Below are 17,906 nucleotides of genomic sequence, written 5' to 3'. Positions count from 1 at the left end.
ATTACTCCTTTTTCTTTTCAATAATTTTAGTCCAATTCATTAGTGACTTTACTTGTTTGCTATTTTCACTTTGCGCGTTAGCATCTAATATAATAGCCTCAACTCGGCGGTCTGAATGGCGTTTTTGCTCACTTTGCTCCGACTCACTAAATGGTTTTAAACTGCCTTGGGTTAAAGTGGTAATGTTATAGGTAGGCACGCCATAAACACCCAGCCAATGCTTAACAGTTTCAGCGCGCTTTAAAGCCAGCTCATAATTACTATTTTTACTGCCTACAGAGTCAGTATGCCCGATAAGCAAAATACTAATACTTTCTAATTGTTTAATTAAATCGGCTGCTTGAGCAACTCGTACGGCATATTTAGGGGTTATTTCAAAGACATTAAATGCAAATTGGTTATCGCTATTTAATAACTCCGCTATTTGCTTTTTTACATTAACTAATGCGGGTTGTTCATCAATCGATGCAGCGCAATTAGTCAACTTTCTAACAGTATCAAAATGGTTAGCTAATTGATTAAGGCCATGATAATGAATTAATAAGTCGTGCTCCGCGTCTTCCCACATTTGGGCTGCAATTAAACGTCGGATACGATTTTCATAAATTTGAGCTTTTAATAACTGCGCTGGCATACAGGCATTAATATCTTGCGACTTTAATAATTCAAGCTTAAGTTCTAAGTGCTCAAACTCGCTCCTTACAATACCCTCAGGTTGATTAAATGTTTCATCAAGCTGCTGATCATCTAATGGATAGTTTTGGTATTTTTCGGCCATACCTCCTTGTCCTTCATCCGGCCAAGAAGCACACCCACCTAAAAACATGAAAATGAAAATTGCTATGCGCGCCTTCATAAAACTCTCCCTGATAACCTCTACACAGCGTCAATAAATGGAATGGTTTTATCCACTCTTAATAAATTCATTAACTTAAACGGTTGTCCTGTGACATTAAGTAAAGATAGCTTATTACTATGTTTTTCAATTCTTTTATATAGAAAAACAATAGCACCTATTCCTGAAGAGTCGATAAATTCGGTTTTAGAAAAGTCTAAAACAACAAAATTCGAGTCTTGCTCAACGAGCAGCTCAAACTGATCTTTTAGCTCATCGACAGCAAAGCCTGAAAAGTCATTAGGAATGGTAATAACGGTTTGATCGGTTTTGTTGGCTACATTTTTCATTTTAATTACCTATTAAAAGTATGAACTCAAATAGACAGTTACAAGAAGAATGCCAAACTTAAACCACTGAAATATATTAACTTTAATGGTTTGTTAATTAATTTTTGAAATAGAAGTGCATAATGCAATTGCTTTTTGGGTGTGCAATTGCATTATGCGAAGCGGGTTATTGGCCTTTACCAGTAAAAATAACAACCAATGTTTTAAATAAAATAGTCAATTCCATATAACACCAGCTACGAGCTGATGAGGTGCTCAACATATAGGCGTAATCCCAGCCAATTTTATTGCGTGCATCATCAATAGTTTCATCATAACCATTCATCACTTGTGCTAACCCAGATATACCTGGCTTTATGCCATAAGTACGCTGACAAAAATAGGGAATATCTTTTTCAAGTTTTGAATAAAAAACAGGTCGTTCAGGACGTGGCCCTATCAGCGACATATCGCCTATGAGTACATTCCATAACTGTGGTAATTCATCTAATCTTGTTTTGCGAATAAACCGCCCTACCGAGGTAATACGCGGATCATCTTTACTTGCCCACACCGCTCCACTTTTAACCTCAGCATCAACCACCATAGAACGGAATTTTAATACGTTAAAAAGTGCCACAAAGTCATCATCACTCTGCCCTACTCGTAACTGTTTAAACAACACTGGTCCTTTAGAGCTGAACTTAATCACCAATGCAACCATGATCATTACAGGAGACAGAATAATTAGGCCAATAGTGGAGCCTAAAATATCAATGCCGCGCTTTACTGCTCTAATCACAAGATTATTAGACTGCTTAGTTTGGTGAACGCGCTGCCAATGCTCACTATATTCACCGCGTTCAAATTTAATAATCCCCCAAAAAGCACACAAGTATGCCGCTACAATATAGTTAATACTGTCGATCACCGGCCATTTAGTCTTTATGCTCAAAAGCTGTTTTAATGCACCCAGTCCATGTACAACGGCTAATGTAATACAGGCTACTTTGGCTAAAAACACGTTAGAAAAAACCGCCAGAAAAATTAGTAATCCATAAATCAGTACCAGTATAATGGGCATAATGCCACGTAATACCTTGTGCGAAATATAATTAAAGCTTACCCAGCCTAATTTTGGATTAAATAGCTCAGACAGCATTTTAATTTGTTGCCAATTGCCAGCACCTAACCTTACTCTTCTTGCGTAATCATGGCTTTGTTTATCGCATTCACGTTCAACAATGTTGATCTCGCTATTTACTAGCGCTTTACCACCTTTATTAAGTGCTTTCATCGACAAAATAAAATCATCGTTTATAGTGCTCGCATCTAATAACTGAGCATATTCGGCGCGTATAGCAAACATGGCACCCGGTACGCCAATAACAGCGCCTAATGATGACTCCATACTTTTTACTTTATTTTGATATTGCCAATACTGTTGCTGCTCTTTGGTGGCTAAGTCATCTAATATATAAACCCCAGTGATCACATTGACCTGAGGGTCTTTAAAATCAGTATCAATTTTATTTAGTACATCAACGCTCAGTAACGCACTAACATCGGTGAACAGCAATACATCGTAATTAGGCTTGGTTAGTTTTATTAACTCATTAACACCAAACGACTTGCCTTTATTGACCTTATTAAAATGCAAATGGCACACTACATTTTGCTTTGCAAGATGCGATTGAGCAATCATCGCCTCGTCATAGGTTTTGTCTGTACAGCCATCAAGGTAAATATGAATAGCATACTGCTCTGTGCTGTATAACATAGAGCCCAGGTTATAGAGCTTTTCACGAATATGTTCTTGCTCGTTGTAGGCGCACATTAAAATACCAAAGCGCGTGGTTGGCGGGGTAGCGCTTGATTCGACGTTTGCTTCATCGTTACTAAAAAGCTTTAATAACAATAAGTAACCAACATGATGGTACAATACCAACACTATCAAAATCGCCAATGTAATCAGTAAAAAAGTCATTGTAATCCCCTTATGAAGCTAAACCATTATAAAAATGGTCATAGGCTTCACTCATTGTGTTTGCATCCGCAATTGAGAGAATATACTCTCGAATGCATTGCCCGTGCTTCATTTCCAATGCTTTCAATAGGGCAAGTTTTAAGCCAAAAGAATCATTAGGCTTTACTAAAATACCCTGCTCATTACTGACCACTTCGCTAATGCCACCGACATCAGTTGCCACTATTACTTTGCCACATGCCATCGACTCTAAAATAGATAGAGGTAAGCCCTCTCGTTGCGAGTACAAGCACATCACATTAATGGCAGAATAAAATAATTCCATATGCTGCACATTTCCTAAAAAATGTACTCGCTCTACCACACCTAGTGACACTGCAGCACTCATCAATGAAAAACGTAAACTGCCATTACCAGCAAATACGAGTTCAATCTCTTTGGGTAGCGCGGGCAGTAATTTAATTAAATCTAAATGACCCTTACCTGGCTCTAAACGCGCAGAACAGCCAATAAGTTTTTTGTCGTGCGGTAAGTTAAGCTTAATCCGTGCAGTAGCGTCATCTGTATCTATAAACTGCTGAAAATCAATGCCGTTAAGAATAGTACTATCAGCTTTAATAGCAGTTTCGTTGAAAAACTCATTAGCGACCACGTTTGCATCAGCCACCCAATGGATTTTAGTTAGCTTATTCAATACCTTTGTGATCACTCGCTGTTTAAAATTTTTTAAATACCACGCATCATGAATTGTCGATACGTGTTTAACACTCGGGTTAACTAAACAGGTGAGGCTAGCGTAAAGCATTGGGCCAATGTGATGGCTATGAATCACTGTAATATTATGTTTTTTAATTATTTCACTAAGCTTTTTAATTACACTTAGTTCAAATTTAGGGGCTTTGTTTAAGCTTATAAGTTTTTGCTCAAAGGCTGACAGTGCTGGCCATTCATTTACTGCATCCCGTTCAGTCCCTTCCAAAGAAACAATAATACTGGTGTCTGCAAATCGACTTTTTTGCATTAAAGTCACGGCCATTTTTTCCAGCCCACCTATTTTAAAGTGTTGAACTAAATGTAAAACGTTCATGTTAATTTCCCTCACTAAGGAAGTGCATTGATGGACTAACCGGAGCATGTAACGTGCTGTGACCAACAATGGGTAAAATGGTAACCACGTCTAGTGACGATAGTTTTTCAATGGTTTGAATATCTTTTAAATGACTGTCGAATAAGGTAGCAACAAACACACAGGTGACACTGGTAAATATGCCTAAAACAATACCCATAATAATTGCCACCACGAGTGAAGTATTAATTGGTTGAGTGGGACTATAAGCTCGCTCAATGGTTTTAACTTTGTCAGGGCCTTCATACTTAACCAGCTTGCCTGTCACTTTTGCCATTTCGTAACGCCCTAACATGTCTTTGTATAATGACTGTTTAACATCGTAGTCACGCTCGAGCTTTCTAAGTTGTTTTTCTATATCACTGGTTACTAGTAAGCGCTCGCTCACTGAATTGACTTGTTTTTCTAACATGTCGTATTCTTGCTGATGCTGCAGAACATTATTTTTAGCTTCTTCTAGAGCGAGTATTTGTGACACCAACACATTACTTTCATTGTCATTTCCACTGGGTAAGGTATTAGCCATTTGCCAAAGCTGATCAATATTAGTGGCATCAAGGCCTTTACCACTTTCAATTAACGCTTGTTGCCGCGCTCTAATGCTGAGTAGTTCGCGCTTTTTTGAAACCACTTTGCTGTGTTTATCGGTATAGCGGGTTTTTAAAAAACTGAGCTCTGATTCTGCAGTAATTATTTTCTCTTCTATACGACCGAGAATCGGGTTTGCTTGACCCATTTTTGTAGTAAGTGCCTCAAGCTTGGCATTAGCGCCTGAGAGCACAATGGACTTTTGTTGTTGATCACTTAATAACTTATCGAAGGTTTGCCTATTACTATGTAAAACAGCGGGTAAAGTATTACTGTTTTTTGCTTTAAAGCTTGCCAATGAAGCCTCAGAAATCTCCAACTCTTCTCTTAAACTTACCAGTTGCTGATAAAAAAATTGCTCCGAGGTATCCAGTGATGCTTTCGTTGGGGCTAATAAACTTTCTATAAATTTCTCTACCACTTTTTCTAGCACCGCCTTCATTTGGGTTTGGTCATGCCAAATAAAGTTAACCCTAACTAGCTCATCTCCTACCAATGATAAGGAAAGCGCCTGTGAAAGCTCTTGATGTATTTTTTCTATTTTGGCGGGAGATGCATCCTTTGGTACTAAATTGGTTTCTTTTGCCACGGCAATCAGAACTTTGCGGCTGATCACTAAGGTGCGCAAAGCTGCCATCCTATTTGATAAATCAAACGAGAACGACAAATCATCTAAATAGGGATTAAGCAGCGCCGATTCTTCTATAAGAATAGTGGCGTGGTTTGTATATTGTTTTTGTGACGTTGCCGCGAGTACAATCACTACTACGGGTACAATCAGCAACGGCAAAACAAATAACTTTGCCCTGGTGTAAACAGCGTACAAAGCTAAATAAAGTAATCTTTTTATTTGCTCTCTAACTAACATATTCGCTACCCATTGATTTGCATATTGCTATGCGAAACTTTGCGGCTATTTGCAAAATAAAAATTTACAGCGTAAATAGCCTTCTTTAATGGAGTAGTTGCACAGGGCGCGCCAATATTATAGTTATGATTTAATCGGAGGGATTTAATATTTGTAGATCGTTAATCACAGTGAGTGCTTTTACCGGCCAGCTATGCTCTTTCGCTATGTTTTTTTGGACTGCATGCAATAAACTTAATTTTGCTTGACTGAGTGACAACGCCTGATCAATTTTTTCAATAAAGTTATTCTGTGACTGAGCGATAAAAATTTGCGAGTGATAATTATTCACTGCCGCAAAATCGGTTGCGACTATCGGTTTGCCTACCGCTAAATATTCTTTTAATTTAAGCGGGTCGCAAGCCCTAATTTGCTCATTATCAACAAATGGTAAAATAGATACATCCCAATGAGCCGAGAAAGATACCAACCGTTTATGCTCAACCGCACTAATATGCGTTACATTTTCAAACTGCAACAACCCTGAAATGGGAGTGGTAATATCGCCAACTAATACCAATTGATATTGCGGTCTAGCAGCAGCCAACGCCATTAATAAAGGAATATCTAGCCAGGCATTAATGCTGCCATAAAAGCCAATAATGGGGGTTTTAATAGCGCTGATTTCTGCGGCTTTGTCGACATTACTCGTAAATAAATCAAAGCTCACGCCATGTGTTAATAATTTAGTTTTTTCAGCAGGCATTTTGGTTTTTAATAATTCGCTGATCACATAAATAAGATCTGCATTTTTAATCAGCTGCTGCTCAAAAGGCGCAATCAGCATAGGATCAACCCCAGCCAGCGCACTAAAATCATCACCACAATAATAAATTAGCGAGTCGGTGGATCTTTTATCAAACAGATAGCATGCCGTTGGCACACTTAACCAATATACAATAGGTTCACTGGTTTTATGAGCACCAATATGACGAGAGAAAACCCAACGGTTATAACAGCGCACTAAGCCATTATCATGCCATGGTAAAATAGGCAGTTTATATACCGTCATATTTTTAGGCGTGGCTATTTTACTATTATTAGAGGGTTGAAATAGCTGCTTAAATTTATTAAAAATACGTTTTATGTCGTGCAGCTTTACGCTAGGTTTACGCATTCCCACAGAATTAACCCAATTCACTTGCTGTCTTTTTGCAAGCTCTGAAAATAAATGCTGAGTACTACTAGGGTGGCTCCCCCAATCTTCTGCAAAAACAATAAATTTCATTCGCTCACTCCACTATGTTTTTGACTACTTTAGCCGGATTACCTGCGACAATAGTAAAATCGGGAATATCTTTGGTTACCACACTGCCCGCCCCTATAATGGCTCCTTTACCTATGGTTACTCCAGCAAGTACCGTAACACCGGTCCCAATCCATGCTCCACGCTTAATAATAATATCGCCAATTTGACTCTCGTCATCACTTTGGCCGTTCGCACGACGTTCACAATCAATTGGGTGACCAGGAAAGCCTGCTAAAAAAACACGTCCCGCAAGTCTTACATCATCTTCAAGTACAATTTTTCGTCCTACCGAAAACGCATTTTGCCAGCCAATATCAACATTATTACCAATACTTAGTAGAGGCTCACGCTCATTACTTACACGGCCACACAAAGTGCTGATCCCCGAGATCCTGACATCGTTTTTACATTCAACCCTTAATTTACCAATTACCTGAGGCATACCCGAATATAAATATAAACGTTTTTTACTGCCTTGAATTTGGCTTTTAAATAATGGGGTGTAATAAAATATTCTCAGCAGTTCATGAACAAACTGCTTTATAAAATGGTGCAGATGATAAAGCCCACTATGTAGTAGAGGAATAACGGGTAGCTGTGGATTACGCAGCGACTTTGCAAATTTAAACAAACGTTTTGCCGAGGGACTGTTACTATTTTTTAGCCAATACTTTAGTTGGGTCACCATAAGACGAATCCTTATTACTATCGATAGTCAGCTTTTCTAGGGCAATGGTCAGCGACAAAATGATGTACAAAGGCCACGTAAAAGCTTGAGTTAAAAACGTACCTGCAACCATAAAACCAATTAAACCGGCTTTTAGCGCATTAGCATTCACTGTCACTTCAGAATTAAAGTTAAGCTTATTAATGCAAAATACTCGAGACAAGCTGCGATAAATACTGGCGATAACCAGTAAAAAAATACATATACCAACAAAGCCTGTTTCACCAAGCACCTGAAACCACGTACTATGCACTGCATGATTCTTGCCATCCCAGTGCGGGCTATAAAAGTAATAGTTTACGAAGAAGTTATTTACCCCAACTCCTGTTAGCGGGTTAGCAAGCGCCATGTTTATTGCAGCTTGCCAAGCATATATTCGACCCATAGCAGACTCATCAACTCCACTTTCTGCAGCACCACCACTTTGCCTATCTGAAATCCCCGCAAAGACCATCATGGCAAGCATGGCAACTGCCCCACATGCAGCCACAACCACTGGATTTTTTACCTTTTGATATAAAAAGAAACTTAAAATAGCAGCAATACCTAATAGGCCGCCTCGGCTTTGCGTAGCTATTACTCCTGAAATAGCCAAAATTAAACCAACGCCTGCAAATAATCGTCGATATGGATTGTTGTATGTATTAAATAATTCAGCAGCTAAAAAAGACACAGGAAACATCAGCACTAAAGATAAATCATTAGGATCGCCCAGTTGTGAACGATACTCTCGAGAAATAGTGACTCGGGTGCCCTCAACTAGCCCCACACCATTAATTTTGTTATTCAGTGCCACCAGCGCAATGGCCACACCAGAAATCATAATTCCTAGTCTTACGTAACTAAAGTGAGAAAATCGCGTTAACCACCAGCTGATCACAAACACCATAATAAAAACTTTAACCAACACTCCAGACCAATACTCAATAGCAACGCCACGGTTTGAAGCCGAAAACACACACACGGTAAGCCACACAAACCAAATGACAAAAATAAGATGAGCTGAGCTCCAATGCGGTTTTAATGTTTTGGAAATAAATAAATGCCAGAAAATGGCCAGTAAAGAGGCTAGCGCTAAGAGTTTAGGGATTTTAAGCGGCATTAAAAATACAAATGCCTCATGGATCCTAAAATAACTAAATAAAATAAATAAGATAATAAACACAGTACTAATACGCACGGCTAATACGCCAGCAAATGGCAGTAACAATAAAGCAAAAGCAGCTATGGGCCCAAATAACGAATATAAGCTTAAAATAAGCGCCGTTATCACTAAGCCATTTATTAATAAGTAATGCTCTTTATACCAGTTAACCATGCGCCTTCCTTGCTAAAAGCCGTTGCAATATTCCCGTGATGTGGTGTTTATACTTTTTAAATAACACCGCAAACAAACATATCAACACAGCAACCTGTCCTACAATGTAGTAAGACACTTGAGTCACACTTAACGAAAACACAAGAATAAAGCACAGCCAGCTAGGGAGCAGACTGTGTACTTTAAATGCTAAATGCTCTAGCTTTTGACTAATAACTACAAACAGTAGCGTTTTTAAAGTTTGCGCCAATGCTAACGATACAACAGCACCTAATATTCCCCATTTTGGCACTAAAAAACTTAATGCAATTAATACGCTCGTAGCACTCACTGCATTAATAATAGTCACAAACAAGCCGTTATAGTGAACATAACAACCAATATTAAGTAAATCGCTATGGTGTCTCAGCACAACAATGAGTATTAAACTGGGTAATAACCAGGCATTAAGTAAATAATTTTGTGGTAAAACGAGGGTGAATAAGTGCGGCGCTAAAAGTAGCATTATGCAGCAAAGGGTAATCGCAATCTCAAGGCTTAATTCACATAAAAACACATAGTGGTTGCGGCTTGAGGTTAACTCGTCAAAACGGCGTGAAAACCACCACATTCTGATTGGCTCAAATGTGAACGAGGTCATGACTGCAAATTGCAGAGCGACATAATATTGAGCGAGCTTTTCTTTGCCCACACTGGCTGCAATATACCAGTTTTCTGCGCCATTATTAGCGTACACAAAGAGCGAAGAGATAATAATGCTTAACAAAAATAGCGTATTCTTAGTCGTAATATTCCATGCGATACATTTAAAACTAATATTAATCGTGCGTGCTATTTGCCACAGTGACAATATCAGTACAATAAAACTCGCTACCACACCAGAAAGCATAACGCCGGTTACACCAAAGCCTAGATATAGCAAGACGATGGTGAGTAGAGTTTGCCCTACCCCTTGTAAAACAGCTAAATAGCAAAACTGCTTAGCCATTTCGTAATATCTAAAAAAGCAAAATACAATCGACAATACCGACGAAAATGCCAAGTTAACGGCTAATAGTTGCAGATCTATCTGGTTAACAGAGATAGGTAATAAATTCAGCAATAGGTCAGCAAACAATACAACAGCAATTACAAATGCAGTGCTTAACATACTACATAAAATCAACGCATCCCTAAATAAAGCCTGCTTACAAACAACGCTTTTCATTTGCTGTTTAAAAAGGAGCTCAGGTAAGCCTAGGCACAACAACAAAGACATTACGGCTGAAATAGAGACTAAAAAATTAAGTTCACCAAACTGTGCAGGGCTTAAAAGACGAGTCGATATAGGGAGTAAAGCAAAGCCAAGCCCTTTGAGCAATAATGTTGATAGTCCAAAATAGGCTATTTGCTTAAGTCCGTTCATCTTCATTCCTTATGAGTTTTGCACCCAAGATGACAACTTTTTAGCTTGTGAGCTGGCATTAAATTTATTTGCTACCAATCGTTTAGCATTGATACCTTTGGCATATCTTTCATAGGGATTAAGCTCACAGAATTGAGTTAAGATAGTCTCTAAACCAATAATGCTTGAAGGCTCACATTTAAAACCAACAGAATCATTTACAATTTCTTTTGCCCCCATAAGCTTGGTCGTTAGCACAGGAATACCACTGGCCATAGCTTCTTTAAGAACTACTGGCCCAGTGTCTCTGTCACCATTACTAGATACACAAAATGGCGCAACCAGTGCTGAGTAGTTACTGGTATTTTTTGATAACCAAAGAGGCGTACGACGCCCTAAAAATCGAACATCTTTATCAAGCCCAAGCTCTTCACACAAAAACTTTAAATCATTCATTAATGGGCCTTCGCCCACGATGTCTAGACATATGGCGTATTTTTTACTTAATTTTTTTATAGCGGGTAATAGAAATTGCAGTCCTTTCTTTTCAACTAAGCGCCCAATGAATAACAATTTAACAGACTCATGAAGTCGATTTGGAGTGCTGCTAAATAAACTTAAATCAACACCACAATGCAATAGCTCAACTTTTCCAACTTTGTAATTACTTAGTTTTTGAGCCATGTCTTTACACACAGCAACCGAGAAATCACATAACGAAAGCTTGAGTTTGAGATCGGTATCGTTTACATATACATCATGACCATGACCGATTGAAGAGACACTAATACCCGCAATTTTGCTAGCAACAATCGAGTATGCCAACGGTGCATGCATAAAGTGACAATGTATATGAGAGATACCGTGCCGCTTAATTATTTCTGCAATGTTTAACCCATACCCTAGAAGCGACATGGCTGAGATTGAGGTAAAGCGAAAAGCAATTTTAGCAGCGTTAAGAGCTACTAGCGGCTTAGACATTGCAAATTTAGCAGCAGCACTAAAAGACTTTTTAATGATAATTACATTTACACTGCTATCGAGATTTGCACTGGTATTTAAATTCTCAAAGGTAATAACACTTACTTTATGACCTGCTTTAACAAGTGCATTTATTTCTGTCACCACAAAGGTTTCTGACGGGATATGGAAGCTTGGTACAACAATGCCTATATGTTTCATGCTAAATACTCCAAAAGATTCTAATGGTTATTTCGCAAGAACCATGCCCAGTTAAAAAGCACTAAAAATGGTTAGATTAAAGTCAATTTGCGAACATATATTGCAAAATGCAAAGCATTAGACAAAAAACACTCCACAAAGCTATAAAAATACTTGGCGCTTAACTTGCGTAGCACTTATCTAGTTAATTAATAGAAGCCAGGGTGCAGCTCATGAATATAGAAATAAGCGTTATTATCCCAAACTACAATTGCAAACAGTATTTAGCAAAGGCACTGAGTAGTGTTATTGCTCAAAAAAATGTCAATCTAGAAATTATCGTTGTAGACGATGGCTCAACCGATGGCAGTGTTGAATGGTTGAGAAAAGCGCAGAACACATTTCCACAGCTGGTTATTTTAGAACAAGAAAATACCGGTGTAGTTAATGTACGCAACCGCGCTATTGCAGCTTCTAAAGGGGACTACATTGCATTCTTAGATGCCGACGACTATTGGAGTGATGATAAACTGTATGAGCAATTAGGTTATATGAAAGAAAACTCCGAATGTGTTTTAAGCTTTACTAACTATATGCATGTAAATGAAGACTATGAGCCTATTGTGGATTGCTTTTCTTTTTGGCCTGAATTTTCAAAATTTGTTGATAAGAAAAATATGGGCTACCAAAATTTAAAGTCGCCAATGGACTTGCTTATTTTTGCTAATGTAATAGGAACCTCTTCAGTTATGGTTAAACGCTCAGCCATTAATTATATCGGCCGATTTGATAACGTATTAAACAGCGCAAGTGATTGGGATTGCTGGTTAAAACTTGCAAGAATTGGTGATGTAGCTTTTTCACCGCGCATAGCCATGGATTACTTAATGAGAGCGGGCTCTATTACTGCGAATCGTAAAAATAGGCTCAACGCGATGAAAGAAATTGTTTCACGCTGCAAAAGAGATGCTGGAATGATTGCACAAATAAAAGCACAGGCACGTATATTAGAATGCTACGGTGAGTATTATCGAGAAATAGGCGCAAAATTTAAAGCGTTATCGACTACAACTGCCGCGTTTACGTTATTCCCGCATAAACGTAATTTACGCCATTTATTACATGATTTAAAAAACACATTTACTACTGCATCATAAATACTTCGCCAATACACAGCAAATAGCGTTTAAGCTATTTGTTTTGTATTGGCCTAAAGTAAATACTTCACCTAACTTTTTAAATTTAATGTATAACTTAATATTTTATGATCGCTGCCTTTAAACTCACTCACTTCCAGAGAAGATAAATTAAACTCTTGATTGAAAATACAATGGTCAATTGGCAAGCCTGTCATTAAAGTGTGTTTTATTGCAGTAGGTGCAAAGCTGGTATATGCATTTGCAGCTGCATAACAACTTTGCGCATTAAACCAATTAAAATAGCTCGACCAGGGAACAATATTTAAATCTCCCGCAATAAACCAAGGATCTATCTCTTTTGTACTCGCCTCGTTCATTGCTGATAATAACCGATTACGATTATGCCAATGAGTAGCAGTTCTTGGTGAAGGTGGATGGGCAATAAAAGCGGTAATAGGATGTTTATCTAATAACAGCTTAAGCTTAATATAACCTAATCGGTCGCCATCTAATTTAACTTGCTGTCTGTGTATAATCGGTAAACGCGAAATAACCACAATGCCGTAGGGGATCCCTTCGACTTCGCGATAACCAAACAAACTAGCTTTATTTAAAAACGGTTTGAGCAAATGCCGGTTTAAATCGCTAAACTCCTGAAAAACAAGCACATCCCATTGCTGGTTTTGTAAGTTCTTTAGATGCATGTCTACATAGGGATTATTGTAATTTAGATTAATTTGCTTAACTGTTATCGCAGCCTTCGAGGGAATGACTTCTAATGAATGCAGCGGTAAAAGTGAACTTAAATTGATAATACAAATAATCGCAATCACTCCCCCTAGCCATAGTTTTTTTAGCGCAAGCAGTAACAGTGCAAAAAACAACGCAGCAGCTAACAAAGGAAACCGAAAGGATATTAATAAATCAGCGTAATAAAATTGCCACGGATTAAATGCGGCAACAATTAGCATCAAGGCAATTACTGCGATAACAGCAATGCTATAACCTCTTTTTGAATTACACCGCCTACTCGAAATAACCTTGAACATGAACGCCCCTTTTAACAATAAAAAAAGAATATACCTGAGTATATTCTTTATCTTAACTTTGAGTTTTATCAATTAAGCCGATAAAACTTAACCAGAACTCGACATAACCTGATGTTATCTAATCTCAAACATTTGGTTTTGTGTTTGAGCATCAAACTGCCAAGTAAAAGCAAGTGGTTGGGTGCTGGTATCGTAAAACCAAATTTCCGCTACTAGCTCAATATCTTGTCTGCTCATCGCAAGGGTAGTTGTGAGTGCACCTTGCGTTAAAGGGGCTCTAAATAAGCAATTATTGTAATCTGCTCGCTCTGCATTCGATTTTTTCTGACAAATATTCAGATACGCTCTTTCATCACCTCTAGAAAGCGCTACATCAATAGCTAAATTAAATTTTGTTGATAAGTTAAAGTCATTATTGATAACTAAGTTTGCCATTCCTTGGGGCTCAGCTGTTACTGGATCAGCAACTGGTGGAGCTACATTAGTCGGGGCAGGTGCTGCACTTTCATCGCCTCCGCCCCCGCAGGCTGTTAACAGTGATAATGAGCATAAGATAACGGTTAATTTATTCATTACTGTTCTCCTTTAACAACCACACTCGGTGCGTTGTAACTGTTAAACCACTGCGGCGCTTGCTGACCTGACGACTGTGCAAAATTAGCAAAACGATCATAAGCGTTGGTGATGTCTACCCCTTCAAGTGGATGTAGCCACTGCATACCGACTTCAATCGCCCAGGGAAGGCCATTTTCAGTTTGAAAAAATAACTCAGAGGCTTGCTGAGTGGCATCATCTGCACCATTAACAGCGAATAAACTACTATCGAAAGCCTCTGTTGGCGCTTGGTTTTTTAGATGAACCTCCCAGCTTCTTGCATTTTTACCAACTAAAAAGTCACCATGATAAAATCCTTCGCTACCAAAAATGAACGGATCGAGAAGTGTACCAGGTGCATTCGCTAGCGCTTTAGCTGCTTTTAATGGAATAGTCATACTAAACGTTACTTTACTGTTTACGTCACAATTGCTTTCGGTTCTAAAGTAATCACAGCCGGCTTGCTTCGTAATATGTTGCCAAGTGTCCTGCATGAAAATCAAAATTGCCTGCTCACGGTTTGCTTCTAATGGCGAGTCTAGTTGCGGCTCTCCATTGATAGTGTAAATGATATTTTGCTCATCAATTTCACTGCTTAAAATAGCATTGGTTGTGCTATTAGTAGTTTCTGTAAGCCTTACAGCAAAACCATTGTGATAAGTTGCGCCCACTCCAACAAGTTGACCATCAATTTTATAGCCAACCACATTGCTTCCTTCAATCAGCTGCGTAGTACGATAATTTACAACGACATCATTAAAGTCGTAATCGCCTGAGAACGGCCATTTATCTTCATAGGCAAGCGTAACCCAATCGTTTTCACCAGGATAAACAGCGCTAGCAAATGTGGTTATTGGATAATCTTCCACTTCGCCACCTAGCACCCCACCCGTGGCAGTAATTAATGATGCCTCGGAGCCATCAGTAACTCGAAAGCGAGCCCATGTTTGCCCTGCTTTAACATTGCTCGGTACGCTAACTAAAATACTATTATCACCTTTGTTAAGCGGATACTTAGTTACCATGCGCTCAGATTCACTAAAGCCACCATTTTGATCCCAGTCAAACCAAGCATATAAAAAGCTATCAGCTGACGCGTTAACAATAATTTGGCTATCTTGCCCTGCAGCAATCGCGGTTACAAAACTAACCCCGTCATCGGAGTCATCAATGGGATTCTTGATTAAATCATCATTCGTATTGATGTTTTCACCATCGACCGTTTCACCCAAGTAAATAAGATTACTACCAGTACTATTAGGATCAAATAAGTGTCGAGCACCACTTTGCTCAAGACTCGTGTTATATGGACGAGGAGCATCACCAAAATCGATAGAACTATCGGTAACTGCAACTTCTGCAATAGCGCATCGCGCACCATCATTTTGACTAGATTTAGGTCCTGAGGTAAATACGTTTGCTGTTGGTGTGTAGTCAACTACGGGGCTAATACTTAAATCAACTTTATGTATTTTTCCGCTTTTGTTATTACTAAAGTAAAACTGACCGTCAATGTCAAAGTAAGCGGCACCAAATGCGCCCGTATCATCACCAATATCGAGCTGAGTTATAAATTTAGAAGTATTATTAGCAACGTTAATTTCATGCAAATCACCATTTGATTCAACTGCATAAAGTAAATTACTTTGTGGATGAAAGGCAAAATCATAAATCCCTAAATTCCAGTTAGCACTATTAGGTAAAAGCTGCGCAGTAATCTCAGCGGTTAAATCTAAGTTTAAATCAATTTCGTAAAGCCCATACCGAGGAGTATAAACATAATATGAAGCGCGCTGATTTGCTGCATCGCCTGTTACCTGAATGTCACCTACATAAAAATTAGTATCTGGCAGCCCTGTGATATTTAAGCGAGCCATTTGGTAGTTACTGTCTATTTGCACCACACTTTTTGGTGCTTGGCGACTAAAGCCATACAAATACTGATCTTTATAATTAAAGCCAATGGCATTTACGCTTTCATTGTTTGCCTCAGTAGCAAACGTTAAAGTCGCGGCTAACACCGTAGGCTTAGCCGATACTAAATCTATACCGTATAACTGTGCTTTAGCATCTTGCATTAAAAAAGCCTGGCTTGGACAATTCTCAAATGGCTGACTAAGAACGGTGCAAGGCCACAATACACAGCAAACTTTTCCGAGATGGGTTAATTTCATACGTAAGCCCTCTATAGTTACATAGTTGAACTAATGCAGACTTTATTCCAAACTTTAACCTATTGAATTTAAATAATAATAAAAAATTACATCACTTAGATATGCAAGTTGCAACACATGTATTTGCATTATGCGAGAGCCAAAAGTATCTTCACCAGCTTTCTGTACCTGTGCTCGTAGACACTGGCTATTTGCTTTAAACATGCAGCAGTTGAGTAAGCTTCATTAAATAAAGTACAATAGAGGAATTAAGGCTGGCCTTTTTAATGGCTGTGCTTGTTCATTTTAGGTAAAAAATCATGGCACACTCTCGCGGAAACTTATTCATTTTATCGGCACCTTCTGGGGCAGGTAAATCTAGCTTAATAAATGCACTACTTAAAAAGCATGCTGATATGAAAGTATCGGTATCGCACACCACTCGCGCACCGCGCCCTGGTGAAAATAATGCAGAACATTACCACTTTGTATCAGTTGATGAGTTTAAAGCGCTGATTGCCAAAGATGATTTTTTTGAATGGGCACAAGTATTTGATAACTATTATGGTACTTCTAAGCAAGCGATTGAAGAGCAACTCGCCGCAGGCATTGATGTATTTTTAGATATTGACTGGCAAGGCGCTCGCCAAGTTCGAGAAATAATGGACGACGTAAAAACTATCTTTATTCTTCCGCCATCAAAACAAGAGCTAGAACAACGTTTAAATAATCGCGGCCAAGACTCTGCTGAAATTATTGCAGGTCGAATGGCGCAAGCTCAATCAGAAACCTCTCATTACAACGAATACGACTATGTTGTAGTGAATGATGATTTTGATACTGCTTTACGCGATTTAGAAACCATAGTAATTGCACAGCGATTAAGGCTAAAAGCACAAACAACACGTCATCAAACTTTAATTAATGAGCTGCTCAAGTAATCTAAATTACGATTAATTTTCGGTTCATGCCTTAAAATAGATAAAAATTAACCACTGGCTATTGGCGAAACTTGCTGCGTGCAGTAAACTACGCCTTTGCTTTTAAATTATTTTGGAGTGCTAAGATGGCTCGCGTAACAGTTGAAGATGCAGTAGATGCAATTGGTAATCGTTTTGACTTAATTTTAGTTGCGGCCCGTCGTGCCCGCCAAATTGCTGTTGGTGGTAAAGATCCACTAGTAGATCCTGAGAACGATAAGCCGACAGTTGTTGCCTTACGTGAAATCGAACTTGGTTTAGTTGATAATTCTTCAATGGATGTTATTGACCGTGAAGAACAACAACATCAAGAAGCGGCAGAACTAGCTGCTGTTGCTGCCATTGTTGGTGGCAACCAATAATCAACCGCCCGGTCTGAT

General features: G+C 38.6%; 16 protein-coding genes. 3 read left to right on the top strand and 13 right to left on the bottom strand.

All coding sequences use genetic code 11. The features are described 5' to 3' along the window. Position 1: 1 nt before the first annotated feature. The 10 genes from ACZ5WS_RS04950 to ACZ5WS_RS04905 form a co-directional block, all read right to left on the bottom strand. Positions 2-856, bottom strand: a complete 855-nt coding sequence (locus ACZ5WS_RS04950) for an OmpA family protein (RefSeq protein ID WP_464710938.1) — start codon at positions 854-856, stop codon at positions 2-4. Between the two features lie 20 nt (positions 857-876). Beyond that, entirely contained in the window at positions 877-1,185 is a 309-nt protein-coding gene (locus tag ACZ5WS_RS04945) for an STAS domain-containing protein (protein WP_464710937.1), read from the bottom strand. 166 nt (positions 1,186-1,351) lie between these two features. After that, positions 1,352-3,151, bottom strand: coding sequence for a sugar transferase (locus ACZ5WS_RS04940; protein WP_464710935.1), 1,800 nt, complete (start codon positions 3,149-3,151; stop codon positions 1,352-1,354). A gap of 10 nt (positions 3,152-3,161) precedes the next feature. Then, the gene (locus ACZ5WS_RS04935; protein WP_464710934.1) at positions 3,162-4,238 is read right to left on the bottom strand and encodes a glycosyltransferase; all 1,077 of its coding nucleotides are present in this window, start codon (positions 4,236-4,238) and stop codon (positions 3,162-3,164) included. 1 nt (position 4,239) lies between these two features. After that, positions 4,240-5,733, bottom strand: coding sequence for a GumC family protein (locus ACZ5WS_RS04930; RefSeq protein ID WP_464710933.1), 1,494 nt, complete (start codon positions 5,731-5,733; stop codon positions 4,240-4,242). A gap of 130 nt (positions 5,734-5,863) precedes the next feature. After that, the gene (locus ACZ5WS_RS04925) at positions 5,864-7,000 is read right to left on the bottom strand and encodes a glycosyltransferase (RefSeq protein ID WP_464710932.1); all 1,137 of its coding nucleotides are present in this window, start codon (positions 6,998-7,000) and stop codon (positions 5,864-5,866) included. Between the two features lie 4 nt (positions 7,001-7,004). Continuing rightward, positions 7,005-7,709 carry an acyltransferase gene (locus ACZ5WS_RS04920; RefSeq protein ID WP_138606321.1) on the bottom strand — a complete coding sequence of 235 codons (705 nt, stop codon included), beginning with the start codon at positions 7,707-7,709 and terminating at the stop codon, positions 7,005-7,007. After that, positions 7,675-9,066: an O-antigen ligase family protein gene (locus tag ACZ5WS_RS04915; RefSeq protein WP_138606320.1), complete on the bottom strand. Its 1,392-nt coding sequence runs from the start codon at positions 9,064-9,066 to the stop codon at positions 7,675-7,677. The genes ACZ5WS_RS04920 and ACZ5WS_RS04915 overlap by 35 nt, the downstream gene beginning before the upstream one ends. Further along, a complete protein-coding gene (locus ACZ5WS_RS04910; RefSeq protein ID WP_138606318.1) occupies positions 9,059-10,471 on the bottom strand; it encodes a lipopolysaccharide biosynthesis protein in 1,413 nt (470 codons plus the stop codon). Before ACZ5WS_RS04910 ends, ACZ5WS_RS04915 begins: the two co-directional genes overlap by 8 nt. A 9-nt stretch (positions 10,472-10,480) precedes the next feature. Then, complete coding sequence (locus tag ACZ5WS_RS04905; protein WP_138606316.1) at positions 10,481-11,632, bottom strand: glycosyltransferase; 1,152 nt, start codon at positions 11,630-11,632, stop codon at positions 10,481-10,483. A 212-nt stretch (positions 11,633-11,844) separates the two neighbouring features. Here ACZ5WS_RS04905 and ACZ5WS_RS04900 point away from each other — a divergent pair, with 212 nt between their 5' ends. Continuing rightward, complete coding sequence (locus ACZ5WS_RS04900) at positions 11,845-12,768, top strand: glycosyltransferase family 2 protein (RefSeq protein WP_138606314.1); 924 nt, start codon at positions 11,845-11,847, stop codon at positions 12,766-12,768. Positions 12,769-12,839: 71 nt separating this feature from the next. On the opposite strand, the gene ACZ5WS_RS04895 is transcribed toward ACZ5WS_RS04900, so the two are convergent. The 3 genes from ACZ5WS_RS04895 to ACZ5WS_RS04885 form a co-directional block, all read right to left on the bottom strand. Next, positions 12,840-13,799, bottom strand: coding sequence for an endonuclease/exonuclease/phosphatase family protein (locus tag ACZ5WS_RS04895; protein WP_290171350.1), 960 nt, complete (start codon positions 13,797-13,799; stop codon positions 12,840-12,842). 114 nt (positions 13,800-13,913) lie between these two features. Further along, positions 13,914-14,372 carry a hypothetical protein gene (locus ACZ5WS_RS04890; protein WP_055013274.1) on the bottom strand — a complete coding sequence of 153 codons (459 nt, stop codon included), beginning with the start codon at positions 14,370-14,372 and terminating at the stop codon, positions 13,914-13,916. Further along, positions 14,372-16,567: an LruC domain-containing protein gene (locus tag ACZ5WS_RS04885; protein ID WP_138606312.1), complete on the bottom strand. Its 2,196-nt coding sequence runs from the start codon at positions 16,565-16,567 to the stop codon at positions 14,372-14,374. The genes ACZ5WS_RS04890 and ACZ5WS_RS04885 overlap by 1 nt, the downstream gene beginning before the upstream one ends. A 299-nt stretch (positions 16,568-16,866) precedes the next feature. Here ACZ5WS_RS04885 and gmk point away from each other — a divergent pair, with 299 nt between their 5' ends. Beyond that, a complete protein-coding gene (gene gmk, locus ACZ5WS_RS04880) occupies positions 16,867-17,487 on the top strand; it encodes a guanylate kinase (protein WP_138606310.1) in 621 nt (206 codons plus the stop codon). 125 nt (positions 17,488-17,612) lie between these two features. After that, positions 17,613-17,888 (top strand): DNA-directed RNA polymerase subunit omega, encoded by a 276-nt coding sequence (gene rpoZ / locus ACZ5WS_RS04875; protein ID WP_008108220.1) that lies wholly within the window; start codon positions 17,613-17,615, stop codon positions 17,886-17,888. Positions 17,889-17,906 lie beyond the last annotated feature (18 nt).

The organism is Pseudoalteromonas sp. 11L1 (assembly GCF_055397545.1).
Note: the sequence above shows the minus strand (reverse complement) of the source record. Positions and strands in the feature narration are given on the sequence as shown.

Bases quoted from the DNA above. Each gene is read 5' to 3' on its own strand.
- ACZ5WS_RS04950 (WP_464710938.1), bottom strand. From the start codon at position 856: ATGAAGGCGCGCATAGCAATTTTCATTTTCATGTTTTTAGGTGGGTGT.
- ACZ5WS_RS04945 (WP_464710937.1), bottom strand. From the start codon at position 1,185: ATGAAAAATGTAGCCAACAAAACCGATCAAACCGTTATTACCATTCCT.
- ACZ5WS_RS04940 (WP_464710935.1), bottom strand. From the start codon at position 3,151: ATGACTTTTTTACTGATTACATTGGCGATTTTGATAGTGTTGGTATTG.
- ACZ5WS_RS04935 (WP_464710934.1), bottom strand. From the start codon at position 4,238: ATGAACGTTTTACATTTAGTTCAACACTTTAAAATAGGTGGGCTGGAA.
- ACZ5WS_RS04930 (WP_464710933.1), bottom strand. From the start codon at position 5,733: ATGTTAGTTAGAGAGCAAATAAAAAGATTACTTTATTTAGCTTTGTAC.
- ACZ5WS_RS04925 (WP_464710932.1), bottom strand. From the start codon at position 7,000: ATGAAATTTATTGTTTTTGCAGAAGATTGGGGGAGCCACCCTAGTAGT.
- ACZ5WS_RS04920 (WP_138606321.1), bottom strand. From the start codon at position 7,709: ATGGTGACCCAACTAAAGTATTGGCTAAAAAATAGTAACAGTCCCTCG.
- ACZ5WS_RS04915 (WP_138606320.1), bottom strand. From the start codon at position 9,066: ATGGTTAACTGGTATAAAGAGCATTACTTATTAATAAATGGCTTAGTG.
- ACZ5WS_RS04910 (WP_138606318.1), bottom strand. From the start codon at position 10,471: ATGAACGGACTTAAGCAAATAGCCTATTTTGGACTATCAACATTATTG.
- ACZ5WS_RS04905 (WP_138606316.1), bottom strand. From the start codon at position 11,632: ATGAAACATATAGGCATTGTTGTACCAAGCTTCCATATCCCGTCAGAA.
- ACZ5WS_RS04900 (WP_138606314.1), top strand. From the start codon at position 11,845: ATGAATATAGAAATAAGCGTTATTATCCCAAACTACAATTGCAAACAG.
- ACZ5WS_RS04895 (WP_290171350.1), bottom strand. From the start codon at position 13,799: ATGTTCAAGGTTATTTCGAGTAGGCGGTGTAATTCAAAAAGAGGTTAT.
- ACZ5WS_RS04890 (WP_055013274.1), bottom strand. From the start codon at position 14,372: ATGAATAAATTAACCGTTATCTTATGCTCATTATCACTGTTAACAGCC.
- ACZ5WS_RS04885 (WP_138606312.1), bottom strand. From the start codon at position 16,567: ATGAAATTAACCCATCTCGGAAAAGTTTGCTGTGTATTGTGGCCTTGC.
- gmk (WP_138606310.1), top strand. From the start codon at position 16,867: ATGGCACACTCTCGCGGAAACTTATTCATTTTATCGGCACCTTCTGGG.
- rpoZ (WP_008108220.1), top strand. From the start codon at position 17,613: ATGGCTCGCGTAACAGTTGAAGATGCAGTAGATGCAATTGGTAATCGT.